Source organism: Kitasatospora sp. NPDC023118, from assembly GCF_055560875.1.
Genome location: NZ_JBVHHW010000009.1, coordinates 216831 through 232153, shown reverse-complemented (window position 1 = coordinate 232153; position 15323 = coordinate 216831). Strand labels below are relative to the sequence as shown.

Sequence of the window (15323 nt, the reverse complement as noted above, 5' to 3'; positions counted from 1 at the left end):
CTGCATGTCGCCCAGCCTAACCCCAAACTCTTCGGGCCAGCCGTCACTCGACTGTCAACCGGGCCTCAAAAGCCGGTCCGACCTGCCGGTATAGGTTAATCGACTGACCCGCACGGCGAATGCGGAACATCAGGTTCTAATTCTCAACGAACCCATTCCGGACATTTACCGTCCACGACGGACCCGGGAATAGCGCGTCTGCGGCGAGCCGAAATGCCGGGCCGCCACGGCGGGAGACCCGGGCGGGTTCCGGAGTTTCCGCGCGCGTTCCGTGTCGGTTCCGTGCGGGTTCCAGGGGCTCCGTGAAGGCCGCCCGTCACCGCGGGTGGATGCCGCCGTCCAGCCCGATCACCTGGTTGGTGAGGTAGCCGTTGCGCAGCACCGCCATCACCAGGTCCGCGACCTCCTCCGGGCGCCCGTAGCGGCCGACCGGGACGGCGGGCGTGAGGCTGCCCTCGGTGAGCGAGGGCAGCATCCGGGTGTTCTCGATCAGCGCCGGCGCCACCGCGTTGACCGTCACCCCGTGTCCGGCGACCTGCGGCGCCAGCGAGTGCACCAGACCGTGCAGCCCCGCCTTGGAGGCCGCGTAGTGCGGGCCGACGATGCCGCCGATGAAGGCGGCCGTCGAGGAGATGAACACCAGCCGGCCGTACCGGCGGGCCATCATCGCCGGGATCACCTCCTGGGCCAGCAGGAACGGCGCCCGGAGGTTCACCGCGAGGGTGCGGTCCCAGGTCCTGGTGTCGACGGCCAGGCGGATCCGGCGCGGCGCGCAGCCGGCGTTGGGAATCAGCACGTCGATCGGGCCGAGCGCGTCGGTGGCCTCCCGGACCAGCCGTTCCGGGGTCCGGGGATCGGCCAGGTCGCCGCGCAGGGCCACCGCGTCCAGCCCGATGTCCCAGGCCTCCTCGGCCAGTAACTCGGCCTCGTCGTAACGGCTGTTGGCCACGAAGGCCACCCGCGCCCCGGCCGAGATCAGCCGGCGGCCCAGCGCGCCGCCGATCCCGCCGGACGCCCCGGTCAGCAGCACCACCCGCCCGGCCAGACCCGATTCCTCCAGGTGCATCATCAGCTCTTCCTCCCACCGGTGCGGATCAACGACTGCACCTCACCATGCGGTCGTCGGGCTTCCGGTGTCCAAGACTCATTCCCGAAGCTGTCATACCCTGCGGGCATCACAACTGAGGAGTGATGCCCGATGGACCTGGACCTGAGGAAACTGCGCTACTTCGTGGCCGTCGCGCAACGGCAGCACTTCGGCCGGGCCGCCGAGGAGCTGCACATCGCCCAGTCCGTACTGTCCCGTCAGATCATGGCACTGGAACGGGAGTTGCGCGTCCAGCTGTTCGTCCGGACCAGGCGCACCACCGGGCTGACCCCGGCCGGCGAACAGCTGCTGGCCGACGCCGGACCGCTGCTGGCGAACGCCGAGGCGGTCCGCCGGCGGGCCGCCCGGGCCGGCGGCTCGGGGCCGCTCGGCTTCACCGTCGGCTTCATGCCCGGCCTGATCGTCACCCCGGCGGTGCGGGTCATGTCGGAGCACCACCCCGAGCTGGCCGTCGAGGTGCTCCGCACCAGCTGGGACGACCAGGTCCAGGTGATCAACGACGGCCGGGTGGACGTCGGCTACCTCCGGCTGCCGGTCGACCAGCGCGGACTGACCGTCCTCCCCCTGCTCACCGAACCCCGCGTGGTGGTGCTCCCCGCCGACCACCGGCTGGCCGGCCTGAGCGCCGTCACCCTCGCCGACCTCGCGGGCGAGCAACTGCTGCAGAACCCCGAGGCCGTCCTGCCGGCACAGGACGCGACCACCCTGCGGGACGGCCGGGCGCGGCCCTCCGTCCAGGCCATCCGCACCGTCGAGGAGAAGCTGGAGTACGTCGCCGCCGGCCACGGCATCGTCATCCTGCCGCTCTCCGTCGCCACCTTCTACACCCGCCCCGACGTCACCCACCTGCCCGTCCACGGCCTGCCGCCCAACCAGGTGGCGCTGGCATGGGACCGCAACCGCAGCAGCCGGCTGATCGAGGAGTTCGCCGGCATCGCCGTCACCCTCCAGGCCGCCCCGCTCAACCCCGTCGGCGCCCGCCCGGCCACCGCCCACGGCTGAGCGCCACCGCCCTTCATCCCGGCGGCGTTCGGGAAAATCGAGGCTGGCATCGGCCGGTCCGGTGGACTATGGTGTCCGGCGATGACTACCGGGACGGCCTTGCGCCACACACGAATTGGTGACCCGGCGCTCCGCTGAGCGCCGTACGGGCCACCGTGGGCCCGCAGTTCGATCGAGGATCCGGCGCCGTCGCGCGGGCTCCGCCTCCGTCGTGTTGACCACACGCTCGACACGTCAACGACGACAGGAGACCTCCATTGCCCACCAAGACGCTGACGATTCCCACCGCGGACGGCCACGCCGACGCCTTCGCCGCCTACCCCGACCGCGACGGGCGGCACCCCGGGGTGCTGATGTACGCGGACGCCTTCGGCATCCGGCCCGTGCTGCGGGAGATGGCCCGCGAACTGGCCGGGCACGGGTACTACGTACTCGTCCCCAACTTCTTCTACCGGCACGGCCCGACACCGGTGGTCGAGCTTCCCGAGTACATCGGCGACGAGGCCCGGCCCGCGGTCGTCGGCCGGCTGATGCCCTTGATCACGACGCACACCGCCGAACGCGTCCTCAGCGACGCCGACGCCTACCTCGGCTTCCTCACCGCCCAGCCCGAGGTCGCTGCCGGACCGGTCGCCGTGACCGGCTACTGCATCGGCGGCCTCCTGGCGCTGCGCACCGCCGCGGCCCACCCCGGCCGGGTGGCCGCCGTCGCCGGATTCCACGGCCCCGTGGGCGCCGACGGGCCCGACATGCACCGCCTCGTCTCCAAGCTCACCGCCCAGGTCCACCTCGGCCACGCCGAAACCGACATGACGCCCGAGACCCTCGGCGAGCTGAACCGCGCCCTGGACGCCGCGGGCGTCGACTACACCTCCGAGATCTACCCCGGCACCGTCCACGGCTTCACCATGTCCGACACCGACGCTTTCAGCCCCGCCGGACTGCGGCTGCACTGGGAGCGCCTGCTGCCCCTCCTCGGCCGCACCCTGACGCACGGCTGAGGACCGGCTCGCCCTGCGCGCCCTGCGCGCACTCCTGGCCCGGCACGGCGCCGCCCCCGACGGCGGCGGCTACAACCCGCACGAGGGCCCCTGGGAGCCACCGTCCTCCACGCCCGCCGCACCACCGCGCCCCTGCCCCACCCCGCCCAGGCCCGGGAGGCCACCCAGCCGGCCTGAGGAGACGAGCTCAGGGGAGGGGCCAGCGGATCCAGCCGGTCTCCTCCTCACACCGCGGGCCCGTAGGCGCCGAAGCCGCGGCAGACCAGGCCGTCGCGGAAGGTGAGGACCTCGGCGACGGCCCACCCGCGCTCGTTGCGGTAGTTGATGACGAGGGTGTCGACCGAGGCCCGGACGTCCTCGACCGTGAAGCGCCTTCCGGGAGCCGTCCGGATTCGGGCGGCGGAGGCGTGGTGAAATCCGGTGACGGCCGGAAAGACCGTCATGGAATACCGCACCGAACGGCTCCGAGGGCGACAGGCGGGACATTCGCGCAGGGGAAGGGCAACCGGTTCAGTGCGGTGTAACCGATGTCCGGCTTCGGACTCCCCGCCTGCGGCGCGCGGGACGCGGGCCGGCAACGCTCGGCGGCGGCCGGATCGTGCGACTCGGCGGCGCGGCCCGGTTGCTCAAGCGGCAGGGCCGCGCCGCCGAGCGAAAGGCTCGGCGGCGCGGCCCCGTCCGTCGTGTCAGCTGTGCTTCCAGGTCACCGAGAAGGAGCTGCCCCCGCTCAGCCCGGAGGTGGTGGCCCTGGTGACGCCGCCGGAGGCCATGGTGATGCCGTCCGGGGAGAAGCCGCCCAGGCTCTGGCCGTTGGCGGTGGCGCCGGTGAACGAGACCGAGCCGAAGTCGGAGAGCGGGAGCACCCCGGAGGAGCTGGAGGGCGCCTCGGCGATCACCTCGGCGGAGGCGAGGGAGGCGCTCCTGAGGGACTTGTTGACGGTGCGGCTCCAGCCGGCCGTGGTGTCGGAGAGGGTGAGGGTGAAGGAGCCGCTGCCGTTGGTGGTGACGCTCGCGGTGAAGTGGTCGCCCGGCCGTACGGTGTTGCTGAAGTTGGACGGGTAGGCCGGGTACATCTCGTACCAGGAGGAGTACACCGGGGAGCCGTTCGAGCAGTCGGCCTCCGTGCCGGTCTGTTCGACGGTGTTGCTGCCGTCGCCGTCGAGGCCGACCCAGAAGCTGGACCAGGTGTTGCCGCCGGAGCAGGTGACGGTGGGCTGGACCCAGCTGGCGCTGACGCTGGTGAACCGGCTGCCGGTGGCGGCGTAGCCGGCCCAGTTGCCGCTGGTGCTGTGCAGGAGGCCGCCGCCGTGGTGGGCGAGCGGGGCCTGGACGAGGGTGGGGGCGGTGGCGGCGACGGTCGGTGCGGCGGCGCCCAGGACGGTCAGCAGGGCGGCGGACACGGCGAGGGTGCGCCGACGGGCTACGGACATGACTACTCCCTTGTGGGGGCGTGGAGTTGGCCGAGCGTCGACAAAGGTAGACCCGCCGGGCGAAAGCGGGGCGTCACGGGACGATAACGAAGCCGAGTTCCGCCCGTGGTGACGCCGCATCCGGCACCGCCCGTCGGCCCGCCCGACGAACGCGGGAGCGCCGCAGGGGCGGAAGTCGAAGTCGACTTCCGCCCCTGCGAGTTGGAGCGCCGGGCCCGAATCGAACGAACCCCTCCCACTGAAAGTGGGCGTGCTACCGCTGCACCACCGACGCCTGCTCCGGCCGGTCTTCGACCACTTCCGTGATCTTGTCCTGCCGACGAGGAAGAAGTTACCAGCAGATGATCGGAAGAGGAAAATCGGCGGCCGCCGGGGCCGACGGCCGCCACCCCGGCAGGCGTCGTACCGTCACCGTCCCCTTACGCTCGGGCGAGTCACCGGGCCTGATGATGTGGGGGTAAGGCCTCGCCATGATGTGAGGGGAAGGCCACGTCGGCCGTCCGGAGGAGAGCGTGCGCAGGAGGGAAGCGTGCAGGAGGGAGCGGTGGACGTGACCGCAATGACGGGGAGTGTGTTCACGGGCGAGGACCTGCCCGCGAACGAACGGTTCGACTGCTGGCGGGAGCTGGTCGGGCGGACCCGGGACAGCGAGATGACCAGTGCGCACGCCGACGACTTCGAGGCGGAGATGCGGCGCCTGGAGCTGGGGCCGGTGACCCTCCTCAGGTCGTCCTTCCCGCCCGCGCGGTTCCGACGGACCGCCAAGATGGTGCGGCGGTCGGACCCGGGGGTGTACCACCTGACGCTGGTGCTCGACGGCGGCCTGTCTCTGACGCGCGACGACCGCGCACCGACGACCACCTTCAATCCGGGTGAGCTGTACGTGCTCGACAGCTCACAGCCGTACGACGTACGGGGCCTCGGCGTCCGCGCCGCCGGCCGTGCGGAACCCCGGATCGAGGCCGTGGGCGTGGACTTCCCCGTGTCCCTGCTGCCGCTGCCGCCTCGCCGCCTGCGCGAGTTGATGGGCCGGGCGTTCTCCGGGCAGGAGGGCACCCGCGCGCTGCTCGCGCAGTTCCTCGTCGGCCTGGACCGGCAGGCCACGGCCCTCGGGCCGGTCGAGGCACCCCGGCTGGGGACGATCGTGGTCGACCTGATGGCCGCCTGGCTGGCCCGGGAGCTCGACGCCGAGGCGGCGGTCCCGGACGACGCCCGGCAACGGGCCCTGGTGGAGAGCGTGCGGACGTTCATCCGGCGCAACCTGCACGACCCCGAACTCTCCCCGTCCGTGATCGCCACCGCGCACCACATCTCCGTCAGCTACCTGCACCGCCTCTTCACCCAGCAGTCGCAGGGCGATACGGTCGCCGCCTGGATCCGTGGCCAGCGGCTGGAGAAGGCCCGCCGCGACCTCGCGGACCCGGCGCTGCGGGCCATGCCGGTCCACGCCCTGGCCGCCCGCTGGGGCATCCCCCGCGCCTCCGACTTCACCCGCTCCTTCCGGGCCGCCTACGGGATCCCTCCCAGCGAGCACCGCCGCCGGGCGCTGTCCGGCAGCCCGGGCGAGTAGTAGCGGCGGCGGGCGCCCGGTCCGGCGGACCTGACCGGCTCGTACGGGCGGCGCGGCGGCCCGGCACGCACCCCCGTAGCGTGCCGGGCCACCGGCCCGTTCCCGTCATCCGCCCCGGGTCGGACCGGCCCAACCCGGGGCGGAGGTGGACGGCGGCGTGGGCGCCGTTGTGTTCCTCCGGGAGGATGTCAGGCCACGGCCGGGCCGTGTTGGCGCTGCGTCGACAGTTCCTTGGCGCTGCGTCCACTCGTCGGGGGCGGTGCCCACTCGCGCGTATTAATTCGTTTGACCCGTCCACGGGTCGACGCTGGACTGTGGCGGGGCACCACGCGGTGCCGGTATCCCAGGGGAGGCAGCGGCAGCAATGGAGATCCGTTCCACGACCGAGCAGGACCTCGACGTCTTCGTCGACACCCTCCATGCCGCGTTCGGGCGCTTCCCGGAAACCCCGTCCGAGGGCGGCGGCGGGGTCTGGTGGTCGGCGACCGAGATGGACCGCAACCTGCTCGCCGTGACGGCGGACGGGCGGCCGGTCGGCACCGCCGGCTCGTACTCCTTCGAACTCACCCTGCCCGGTGGGATCATCGTCCCGGCCCCCGGGGTGACCGCTGTCGGCGTCCTGCCCTCGCACCGACGCCAGGGCGTGCTCACCGCGATGATGCGGCACCAGCTCACCGAGCTGCGGGCCCAGGGGGACTTCCTCTCCGTGCTGCTGGCCTCCGAGGCCCCGATATACGGCAGGTTCGGTTACGGCCCGGCGACGTACACCGGGCGGCTGACGGTGCCGCGCCACCAGGCGGCCCTCGCCGCCCCGCGGGCCGGCAGCGCGGACACCGGTTCGGTCGAGGTGCTCCGGCGCGCCGAGTGCGTCGAGATCCTGGAGGAGGTCTACGACCGGTACCGCCGCACCCAGCCCGGCGCGCTGTCCCGACCGCACCGCTGGTGGGCCCTGGGCGCGGGACAGCCCCCGATCGCCCCGGCCCCGCGCTACGTCGCCGTCCACCGGGACGCCGACGGCCTCCCGGACGGGTACGCCAGCTACTCGCTCGACGGCGAGACCCTGAACGTCGACGAGACCATCGCCGCCGACGACGCCGTCACCACGGCCCTGGCCCGGTTCCTGCTCCAGCACGACCTGGTCGCCAAGGTGGTCTTCAAGCACTTCCCGCCCGGGCACCCGCTGCGGTGGCAGCTCGCGGACTTCCGTGCCGCCGAGGTGGGCTACGACACCGACTGGCTCTGGGTGCGGCTGCTGGACGTCCCGCGCGCGCTCACCACGCGCGGCTGGTTCGTCGACGGCGAGCTCGTCCTCGACGTCGACGACCCGTTCCTCGGCGAGCACGACCGCTACCTGCTGACCGTCCGGGACGGCAAGGCCGAGTGCGTCCCGACGGACCGGGAGCCCGACCTGTCCCTGGACCTGCGCGACCTGGGCGCGGTCTACCTCGGCGGCACCGTCCCGAGCACCCTCGTCCGGGCCGGGCACATCCGGGCCCACCGCCCGGGCGCGGCCGCCCTCGCCGACGCCCTGTTCAGTGCCGAGCGTCCCCCGCACTGCCTGCACTGGTTCTGACCGGCCGGCGCCCGGTGACGGGGTGCGCACCGGCGGCCTCTACGCAGGCGGGCACCTCCCCGCCGCGGACCCCCGCCACTGGAGCCAGCACGACCGATCCGGACGCAACTGGACCGGGCGGCTGCTGGAACTCGTCCGCGCCGAACTCGCCGCCGAGCCGCACGGTTTGACCCACTGAGCACGCGCCGGCCGTGGCGGGACCACCATCCGGGTGGTGGTCCCGCCACGGCCGGCGGCGCATCCACTATGACCGGTAGCGGAAGCGGATCCGGCCGCGGGTGAGGTCGTAGGGGCTGAGCTCCACGAGCACCCGGTCGTGCGGGAGGATCTTGATGTGGTTCTTCCGGACCTTCCCACTGATGTGGGCGAGCACGATGTGCCCGTTCGGGAGTTCCACCTTGAAGTTGGCGTTGCGCAGGCACTCGACGACGGTGCCCTCAACCTCTATGCCGTTGGCTGTCTTGGTCATGGCTCTCACCTCTTTGTTCTCTTTGTTCGTGTGACGCTGTGGTCGGTTCGGAAAAGCGTGATGGGGTGTGGCGGGGCGTGACGAGGCGCCGCAGGACGTCGCAGGGCATCGTGGGGCATTGTGGGGCGTCAACGACGCACGAACTCCAGGGTGCTGTTCACGCGCCGGGCGCCGATGCCCTCGAAGAGGGCGGTGGCGGCCGCGTTGGACTCCGTGACCTCGGCCCAGACCGAGGTCGTGCCGGAGCGGTGCAGCGCGTCCAGCGTGTCGGCCAGCAGCGCCCGCGCGATGCCGCGCCGCTGCGCGGCGGCCCGGACGGCGACCAGCCCGATCCGCGGCTGCCGGGTCAGTGGCGCCACCCGGAGCAGCCCGACGTACCGGCCGGCCTGCCGGGCCACCGCGTACTTCGACGGGTCGACCACCGTGGTCCCCGCCGGGCGCGGCAGCACCTGGGCCGGCATCGCCGCCCAGCCGACGCCGGCCTCGATCTCGGTGTGCAGGACCTGGTCCAGGGCGCGCAGCGGCGCCTCCTCCGCCTGCCCGACGGGCACGATCACCACGCCCGCCGGAGGCCGCACCGCGCCGAGCCCGGTGACCTGCGGATCGGTGGGTATGAGATAGCCCCACTCGCGACGCACGGTCGTGAAGCCGGCCCGCTGCCAGGCGGACACCGAGTCGTGGTCTGCTTCGTCCGCCACGGCGTGCAGCGGCGCCGGCAGGTCCGCCGGCATCGCCTCGGCGATGCGGCCGAACACGGCGCCGTGCCACGCGTCGATGCTGACGAAGAGCCGGCCGTCGGGCCGGAGGGAAGCATCACCGCGGCCGACCACCTGGTCGCCTTCCACGGCGTGCCACTCCGTGTCCGACACCCGCATGACCGCGATCTCGTGGTTGCCGGTGCCCGGGATGGAATCAGAAACGTTCATGGCGTTGCCTTTCGAGAGTGCCTGTTCGAGGCGCTCCCGGGCGACACCTGAGGTCAGTCGCCCGCCGTGACGGAAAGGGGGAGCACCCACACGGATACAGCCTTCATGGGTCTCACCTCCTCGCGTTGTCTCACGGCTGCGCAGACAGTAACAGCCACCGGCAGGCCCGCCCAACCCATTTATCGAGCCGCCCCGGCGGCGGTTGCGGAAGAGCCCGGACGGAAGTCTCGGCGACCCGGTGCGGCAGGGCACGCCGCAGGCCGGGTCCGCCCCCCTGTGCGGACCCGGCCGGGTGCCCCTTGGGGCGGCTGCGGGGTGGTGGTCAGGCGGTGTGCGGTGGTTCGCCCGGGAGGTGGGCGGAGCAGGACGGGACGCCGTCGAGCCAGGCCGGGCCCTGGAGGTAGATGGTGCTGGTCCAGCTGGCCCCGGCTGTCAGGTCGTCAGCCGAGGCGGCCGGCTGGCCCTCCGGGCGACAGCCGGTCGGTCGCACGAGACCGAGTAGGACAACAGGACCTGCTCGGATGAGCTCGCGATCTTGAGCCGTAGGCAGTAGACGCACTCACCGTCGACATGGGTCGACAGCGTGCATTCGTCCGTCAACGTCACCGAGACCGGCATGGTCTGCGGGGAGCCACTGGGCCCACTGGCGGCTGCTCAGCCCCAGGGCGGCCTGCCCGTCCCCTCCGCCCACAGCGCGAGCGCCCGCCGGTCGACGGCGCGGATGCCGACCTGCGCGCAGAACGCGGCGGCGGCCTTGGTGAACGAGTTCGTCGTCACCACGGCGGCCAGGTCGCAGCGGTGCACGTCGCGGTAGGTGCCGTTGACCTTCTGGACGTCATCGGAGCCGACGATGGTCCGTGGCCCGTACCGCTTCGCCTGGATCAGGATCCGCTGCCCGGTGGGCGTGGTCGCCAGCACGTCCGCCGCGAGGTCCCCGGCTCCACCGACCACCGTCACCTTCGTACAGCCGTCCCGCCGGCACAGGTCCGCCAGCGCGTGCTCGAAGGCCTTCGGGGTCATCGTCAGAAACGGTCCGATGTGCCGCAACTGCGCCGCCCGCGCCGCCAACTCCCGCTGCCTGGAGAGCACTCGGGCGCGCAGCACGGCAACGCCCACCGCCGCGCCCACGGCCAGCACCACGACGACCGGCACCAGGTGATGGGCCAACCACCGCACCAGCAGCGAGAGCAGAATGAGCCCGACCACCGCCACCACACCCACCAGCAGCGCGTTGTCCCAGGCCTGCCGAGCCAGGCGGGCGGCGTTCGACCGACGTCGTCGGACCGGCCTGCGAGCCACGGCATTCCCCCTCGCGCCACGGTGTTCGTGCGAGCGTAGAAGCCACCGCCACCCGGCCGCCCGTGATCCCGGCGAACTCCCCCTACGGCGGTCCCGAATTATCCGGATCCGGGCGCCCGACGGCCGAACACCCCTTCGCCGTCAGCCCACCCGTTCACAAATCGAGTGGCCCGGGGTGCGCCCACGGCGTTAGCCTCAAAGGCATGGACGTCATGGACCGAAGCATCACCGCAGCCGCGCGAGCGACCAGCTCGCCGGTTGCCGCCGCCTGACGTACCTCCCTTCCCCTCGGCGACCGGAAACGGTCCGCCGGTGGTGGTTTCGAGGCGTTCCCTCCTCGGTTCCGTTGATCGCGTGGACTCGTCGTCCGGTGCCTCCTCCCCTGGCACACACGCGAAGGAGCCACCCCATGAACACCGACCAGCTCGTCCGCACCTTCATCGAGTACTTCGAGGAGCGCGGCCACCGCCGGATCACCGGCTCGACCCTGCTGCCCCCGCCCGGCGACCCGGTGCTGTTCACCACCTCGGGCATGCACCCCCTCACGCCCTACCTGGAGGGGCGCCCGCACCCGCTCGGCAGGAGGCTGGTCAACGTGCAGCGTTGCCTGCGCACCACGGACCTCGACGAGGTCGGCGACCGCACCCACCTCACCGTCTTCGAGATGCTCGGCACCTGGTCGCTCGGCGACTACGAGGGCCCGCAGAGCCTCGACTGGGGCTACGGACTGCTCACCGACGGGTTCGGTGTCGATCCCGGCCTGCTCCACGTCACCGTCTTCGGCGGAGACGACCGGGTCGGCCCGGACACCGCCTCCCTGGAGCTGTGGCAGGACCGCGGGGTCCCGGTCGAGCTCACCGTCGAGGACAACTGGTGGTCCAACGGACCGACCGGCCCGTGCGGCCCCGACTCGGAGATCTTCCTGTGGACGGGCGACACCCCGCCGGAGTCGACGCCCACGCGGGACGACCGCTGGGTCGAGGTGTGGAACCACGTGATGATGCGCCACCGGCGGCTCGACGACGGTTCGCTCGTCCCGCTCCCCCAGCGCAACATCGACACCGGCCTCGGCCTGGAACGGCTCTCCTCGCTGCTGCAGGGCCGGCCGTCCGTCTTCGAGTGCGACGTCTTCGACCCCTGGCGCCGCCTCGTACCGCTCCTGTGGCGGCTGGACGAACCGTCACTGCGCCTGGTCTGCGACCACCTGCGCTCGGCCGTCGTCGTCATCGGCGACGGCGTGCGCCCGTCCAGCACCGGCCGCGGCTACGTGCTGCGCCGCCTGGTGCGCCGGGTGCTCACCGTACTCCGCCGGGACGACCCGCGGCGCGGGCTCGGAGACCTGCCGGACGAACTGGTGCGGCACACCCTGGACCACTTCCGCCAGGACGTGGGCCCGGACGTGGTCCGCCAGGTGCTGCTCGACGAGGAGCGCCGGTTCGGCCGCCTCCTGGAACGCGGCCGGCAGGTGCTGTCCCGGCCCCGGTTCCGCGGCCCGCTCAGCGAGGACGACCTCCACTACCTCCACGACACCCACGGCCTGCCGCGCGACCTCGTCCTGAACCTGCGCCCGCAGTGACGGGCCGTGGTCTTCGACAGCCCGAGCACCGGGGTGGGCCGCGCTCACGAGCACTCCCAGGAGCAGCAGCCTCCCGGTGGTCCGGGCTGACGAAGGCGAAGCCGTAGCCGAAGTCGAGGAAATATCTGGGCCACGAGGCCGTGAACGGTCATGAGGCACACTTGACGACCCACCGCTGACGGGCCGGACGGCTCAGCGGTACCAGGTGCGGATCGCCGCCGCGGTCTCGCGGACGTCGGCGTGCCCGGCGCGGATGCGGGTGGCGAGGGCGGCGGCCTGTTCGGGTTCGGCGGTGACGATGACGCCGGAGGAGCTGAGCCGGAGGCGCTGAGGTAGGAGGCGGCGAGCACGGCGGCGAAGTGCTCGTTGCCGGACTCCGGGGCCCGGATCAGAACCACTCGGGCCGGCAGTCCCCCGCCGTCCGGTCCAGGCTGTCGAGCAGGTCGAACTGCGGGCCGGTCTTGGGGAGTTCCACCCGGAAGAAGTGCCGGGCGGCCTGCCGCTTGCCCTCGTGGAAGGCGTTCGTGCCGCCGCCCAGAGCGAGGTACTGCTCCAGCCAGATCCAGGCCAGCACCACATGGCCGACGGCCTCCAGGTAGGTGGAGGCGTTGGCCAGCGCGGTCGCCGGGTCCCCGGTCGACCAGAGCACGGCGGTGGTCCGCCCGATCCGGGCGGCGGCCCGCTGCAACGCGGCGGCCAGCTCGGCCGCCTCGCCGCCGAGCCGCGCGGCCCGCACGGCGGTCGCCGTGAGGGTGTCCAGGAGCAGCTTCAGCCCCGCGCCGCCGTCCATCACGACCTTGCGGCCGAGCAGGTCCAGGCCGTGGATGCCGTGGGTACCCTCATGGATGGGGTTGAGGCGGTTGTCGCGGTAGAACTGCTCGACGTTGTACTCGCGGGTGTAGCCGTAGCCGCCGTGCACCTGGATGGCGAGGTCGTTGGCGGCCAGGCACCACTGCGAGGGCCAGCTCTTGGCGATCGGGGTGAGGACGTCCAGCAGCAACTTCGCCCGGGCCCGGGCGGGCTCCTGCTCGGCCGTGACCTCCTCGTCCAGCAGACGGCTGCAGTACAGGCCGAGGGCGAGGGCGCCCTCCACGTAGCTCTTCTGCGCCAGCAGCATCCGGCGCACGTCGGCGTGCTCGATGATCGGCACCTGCGGGGCGTTCGGGTCCTTGGCCGCGAGGGGACGGCCCTGGGGGCGGGTGCGGGCGTAGTCGAGGGCGTGCAGGTAACCGGTGTAGCCGAGCGCGGTGGCGCCCTGGCCGACCCCGATCCGGGCCTCGTTCATCATGTGGAACATGTAGGCGAGGCCGTGGTGGGCCTCGCCGACCAGGTAGCCCACCGCGCCCGGGGCGCCGCCCGGGGTGTTCTTGCCCTCGCCGAAGTTGAGCATCGTGTTGGTGGTGCCGCGGTAGCCCATCTTGTGGTTGAGGCCGGCCAGCACCACGTCGTTGCGCTCGCCGAGGGTGCCGTCCGGCCGGACCAGGAACTTGGGCACGATGAACAGCGAGATGCCCTTCACGCCCGCCGGGCCGCCGGGGATCTTGGCCAGCACCAGGTGGACGATGTTCTCGCTCAGCTCGTGGTCGCCGCCGGAGATCCACATCTTGGTGCCGCTGATCCGGTACGTGCCGTCGTCCTGCGGCACCGCCTTGGTGGTGATGTCGGCGAGCGAGGAGCCGGCCTGGGGCTCCGACAGGCACATGGTGCCGAAGAAGCGGCCCTCGACCATGGGGCGGACGTAGGTGTCGACCTGCTCCGGACTGCCGTGCGCCAGCAGCAGGTTCGCGTTGCCGACGGTGAGCAGCGGGTAGGAGGCGGTGGCGATGTTGGCGGCCTGGAACCAGGCCCGGCAGGCGTTGGCGACCACCACGGGCAACTGCTGGCCGCCGACCTCGTAGTCCATGGTGGCGCCGACCAGTCCGGCCTCGGCGAACACCCGCAGCGCCTCCTTGACCTCCGGGATGACGTGCACCCGCTCGCCGTCGAAGCGGGGCTCCTCGGCGTCGTTCTTCTTGTTGTGGGTGGCGAAGTGCCGGGTCGCGATGGCCTCGCTGAGCTCCAGAACGGCGTCGAAGGTGTCCCGGTCGTGGTCGGCGTAACGGGGGCGGCGGGTGAGGGCCGTGACGTTCAGCCAGTCGTGCAGCAGGAATTCGAGGTCGCGGCGGGAGAGCAGCAGGGAGTCCAAGGTGAGGCGTCCGATCGGGGAGGGCAACAGGAACGGGCGGAGCAGTGCGGGAGAGCCGGCAGGAGCAGGGCCGGGCAGCGGGGGTGTTCCCCTGCCGCCCGCCATGCCACCACCACACCCCGGTCGCTGTCGAGATGCGTCAGGAAACGCCGCACCGCCGGAGCGGGGGCTGTCGCCTTCCCGGGGACGGATGGTCCGGGGCGGGTCCGCTCGGCGCGCGAAGGTGTGATCCGGTACACACCGACCGGCGAGCCCGAACCGGTTGACGCCCGGGCCATCCTGCACCACCCTTTGGATCTAAGCAAGCGCTTAGTCACATCAAAGGGGGAGCTCATGGCCGGAGCCGCCACCGCCGCCGTGGACGCCGTGGTGTTCGACTACGGCGGCGTCCTCACCGGGCCGGTCCGCGAGTCGATCGCGGCCTGGCTCAAAGCCGACGGCATCGAGCCGGCCTCGTTCTCCCGCGCGCTCAAGGCCTGGCTGTCCCGCGACGCCGAGCAGGGCACGCCCGTCCACCGGCTGGAGACCGGCGAGTTGACGGTCGAGCGGTTCGACGCCCTGCTCGCCGCCGAGCTGACCACGGTCGACGGCCGACCGGTCGACCCGGTCGGCGTGCTGGAGCGGCTGTTCGCCGGGATGCGGCCCGACCCCGCGATGTTCGAGCTGGCCGGCGAACTGCGCGGGCTCGGGATCCGGGTGGCCCTGCTGTCCAACAGCTGGGGCAACACCTACCCGCGCGCGCTGATCGACGGGCTCCTGGAGCCCGTCGTGATCTCCGGCGAGGTCGGCCTGCGCAAGCCACTGGCGCCGATCTACCGGCTCACCCTGGAGCTGCTCGGCCTCCCCGCCGGGCGGGTCCTGTTCGTGGACGACGCCGAACCGAACGTGCTGGGCGCCCGCGCGGTCGGCATGCGTGCCCTGCTGCACACCGACGCCGCCACCACCCGGGCCGCGCTGGCCGAGCTGGTCCCCGGCCTGCGCCCCCGCCCCTGAACCACAATCCACCGCCACCACCGAGAAGTTGGCCATGAGCACCCCGCACTGCCGTCGTCACGGATGCGGCCCATGGCATCGGAGTCGGCGTCACCAAGCGGCTGGCCGCGGACGGCTTCGCCGTCGCCGTCATCGCCCCGGGCCGGACCGGCACCGCCCCACCGGCAGGGGCGGCCCTCGACCGCCGTCAC

Annotated in this window: 15 protein-coding genes and 1 tRNA gene; 7 read left to right on the top strand and 9 right to left on the bottom strand. The window is 72.4% G+C overall.

The annotated features are described in order from the left end of the window. Window positions 1-316: 316 nt before the first annotated feature. Window positions 317-1069, bottom strand: coding sequence for an SDR family NAD(P)-dependent oxidoreductase (locus ACZ3UD_RS14570; protein ID WP_465586235.1), 753 nt, complete (start codon window positions 1067-1069; stop codon window positions 317-319). A gap of 129 nt (window positions 1070-1198) precedes the next feature. On the opposite strand from ACZ3UD_RS14570, the gene ACZ3UD_RS14565 reads away from it, so the two are divergent. Together ACZ3UD_RS14565 and ACZ3UD_RS14560 are read left to right on the top strand one after the other, a co-directional pair. Beyond that, window positions 1199-2110, top strand: coding sequence for a LysR family transcriptional regulator (locus tag ACZ3UD_RS14565; RefSeq protein ID WP_465586233.1), 912 nt, complete (start codon window positions 1199-1201; stop codon window positions 2108-2110). 257 nt (window positions 2111-2367) lie between these two features. After that, window positions 2368-3111, top strand: coding sequence for a dienelactone hydrolase family protein (locus ACZ3UD_RS14560; protein WP_465586231.1), 744 nt, complete (start codon window positions 2368-2370; stop codon window positions 3109-3111). Window positions 3112-3335: 224 nt separating this feature from the next. Here the strand turns inward: ACZ3UD_RS14560 and ACZ3UD_RS14555 are convergent, their stop codons facing one another. The 3 genes from ACZ3UD_RS14555 to ACZ3UD_RS14545 all read right to left on the bottom strand — a co-directional run bounded on the left by ACZ3UD_RS14555 (window position 3336) and on the right by ACZ3UD_RS14545 (window position 4815). Then, a complete protein-coding gene (locus ACZ3UD_RS14555) occupies window positions 3336-3554 on the bottom strand; it encodes a hypothetical protein (protein WP_465586230.1) in 219 nt (72 codons plus the stop codon). Window positions 3555-3797: 243 nt separating this feature from the next. After that, window positions 3798-4541 (bottom strand): G1 family glutamic endopeptidase, encoded by a 744-nt coding sequence (locus ACZ3UD_RS14550; RefSeq protein WP_465586228.1) that lies wholly within the window; start codon window positions 4539-4541, stop codon window positions 3798-3800. 202 nt (window positions 4542-4743) lie between these two features. Beyond that, window positions 4744-4815: transfer RNA gene (locus ACZ3UD_RS14545), tRNA-Glu, on the bottom strand. 285 nt (window positions 4816-5100) lie between these two features. Here ACZ3UD_RS14545 and ACZ3UD_RS14540 point away from each other — a divergent pair. The 3 genes from ACZ3UD_RS14540 (at window position 5101) to ACZ3UD_RS14530 (ending at window position 7862) form a co-directional block, all read left to right on the top strand. Next, complete coding sequence (locus ACZ3UD_RS14540; RefSeq protein WP_465586340.1) at window positions 5101-6111, top strand: AraC-like ligand-binding domain-containing protein; 1011 nt, start codon at window positions 5101-5103, stop codon at window positions 6109-6111. A 364-nt stretch (window positions 6112-6475) separates the two neighbouring features. Then, on the top strand, window positions 6476-7684 hold the full coding sequence (locus ACZ3UD_RS14535) for a GNAT family N-acetyltransferase (protein ID WP_465586226.1): 1209 nt from the start codon (window positions 6476-6478) through the stop codon (window positions 7682-7684). A gap of 22 nt (window positions 7685-7706) precedes the next feature. Next, a complete protein-coding gene (locus ACZ3UD_RS14530) occupies window positions 7707-7862 on the top strand; it encodes a hypothetical protein (RefSeq protein WP_465586225.1) in 156 nt (51 codons plus the stop codon). A 66-nt stretch (window positions 7863-7928) separates the two neighbouring features. On the opposite strand, the gene infA is transcribed toward ACZ3UD_RS14530, so the two are convergent. The 4 genes from infA to ACZ3UD_RS14510 form a co-directional block, all read right to left on the bottom strand. Further along, window positions 7929-8153 carry a translation initiation factor IF-1 gene (gene infA, locus ACZ3UD_RS14525; RefSeq protein WP_380615024.1) on the bottom strand — a complete coding sequence of 75 codons (225 nt, stop codon included), beginning with the start codon at window positions 8151-8153 and terminating at the stop codon, window positions 7929-7931. A 128-nt stretch (window positions 8154-8281) separates the two neighbouring features. Next, complete coding sequence (locus tag ACZ3UD_RS14520; protein ID WP_465586222.1) at window positions 8282-9079, bottom strand: GNAT family N-acetyltransferase; 798 nt, start codon at window positions 9077-9079, stop codon at window positions 8282-8284. A 322-nt stretch (window positions 9080-9401) separates the two neighbouring features. Beyond that, complete coding sequence (locus ACZ3UD_RS14515) at window positions 9402-9569, bottom strand: hypothetical protein (protein WP_465586220.1); 168 nt, start codon at window positions 9567-9569, stop codon at window positions 9402-9404. A gap of 164 nt (window positions 9570-9733) precedes the next feature. After that, window positions 9734-10378 (bottom strand): restriction endonuclease, encoded by a 645-nt coding sequence (locus ACZ3UD_RS14510; protein ID WP_465586219.1) that lies wholly within the window; start codon window positions 10376-10378, stop codon window positions 9734-9736. A 409-nt stretch (window positions 10379-10787) separates the two neighbouring features. Between ACZ3UD_RS14510 and ACZ3UD_RS14505 the strand changes: the two genes are divergently transcribed. Beyond that, a complete protein-coding gene (locus tag ACZ3UD_RS14505) occupies window positions 10788-11954 on the top strand; it encodes an alanine--tRNA ligase-related protein (RefSeq protein WP_465586218.1) in 1167 nt (388 codons plus the stop codon). Window positions 11955-12342: 388 nt separating this feature from the next. On the opposite strand, the gene ACZ3UD_RS14500 is transcribed toward ACZ3UD_RS14505, so the two are convergent. Next, a complete protein-coding gene (locus tag ACZ3UD_RS14500) occupies window positions 12343-14139 on the bottom strand; it encodes an acyl-CoA dehydrogenase (protein WP_465586337.1) in 1797 nt (598 codons plus the stop codon). A 333-nt stretch (window positions 14140-14472) separates the two neighbouring features. On the opposite strand from ACZ3UD_RS14500, the gene ACZ3UD_RS14495 reads away from it, so the two are divergent. Then, window positions 14473-15132 (top strand): HAD family hydrolase, encoded by a 660-nt coding sequence (locus tag ACZ3UD_RS14495; protein WP_465586217.1) that lies wholly within the window; start codon window positions 14473-14475, stop codon window positions 15130-15132. The last annotated feature ends 191 nt before the right edge of the window (window positions 15133-15323 follow it).

What these genes read in the sequence shown, in the direction of transcription:
- ACZ3UD_RS14570 (WP_465586235.1), bottom strand. Translation starts at nt 1,069, where the DNA reads ATGATGCACCTGGAGGAATCGGGTCTGGCCGGGCGGGTGGTGCTGCTG.
- ACZ3UD_RS14565 (WP_465586233.1), top strand. Translation starts at nt 1,199, where the DNA reads ATGGACCTGGACCTGAGGAAACTGCGCTACTTCGTGGCCGTCGCGCAA.
- ACZ3UD_RS14555 (WP_465586230.1), bottom strand. Translation starts at nt 3,554, where the DNA reads ATGACGGTCTTTCCGGCCGTCACCGGATTTCACCACGCCTCCGCCGCC.
- ACZ3UD_RS14550 (WP_465586228.1), bottom strand. Translation starts at nt 4,541, where the DNA reads ATGTCCGTAGCCCGTCGGCGCACCCTCGCCGTGTCCGCCGCCCTGCTG.
- ACZ3UD_RS14540 (WP_465586340.1), top strand. Translation starts at nt 5,101, where the DNA reads ATGACGGGGAGTGTGTTCACGGGCGAGGACCTGCCCGCGAACGAACGG.
- ACZ3UD_RS14535 (WP_465586226.1), top strand. Translation starts at nt 6,476, where the DNA reads ATGGAGATCCGTTCCACGACCGAGCAGGACCTCGACGTCTTCGTCGAC.
- infA (WP_380615024.1), bottom strand. Translation starts at nt 8,153, where the DNA reads ATGACCAAGACAGCCAACGGCATAGAGGTTGAGGGCACCGTCGTCGAG.
- ACZ3UD_RS14520 (WP_465586222.1), bottom strand. Translation starts at nt 9,079, where the DNA reads ATGAACGTTTCTGATTCCATCCCGGGCACCGGCAACCACGAGATCGCG.
- ACZ3UD_RS14505 (WP_465586218.1), top strand. Translation starts at nt 10,788, where the DNA reads ATGAACACCGACCAGCTCGTCCGCACCTTCATCGAGTACTTCGAGGAG.
- ACZ3UD_RS14495 (WP_465586217.1), top strand. Translation starts at nt 14,473, where the DNA reads ATGGCCGGAGCCGCCACCGCCGCCGTGGACGCCGTGGTGTTCGACTAC.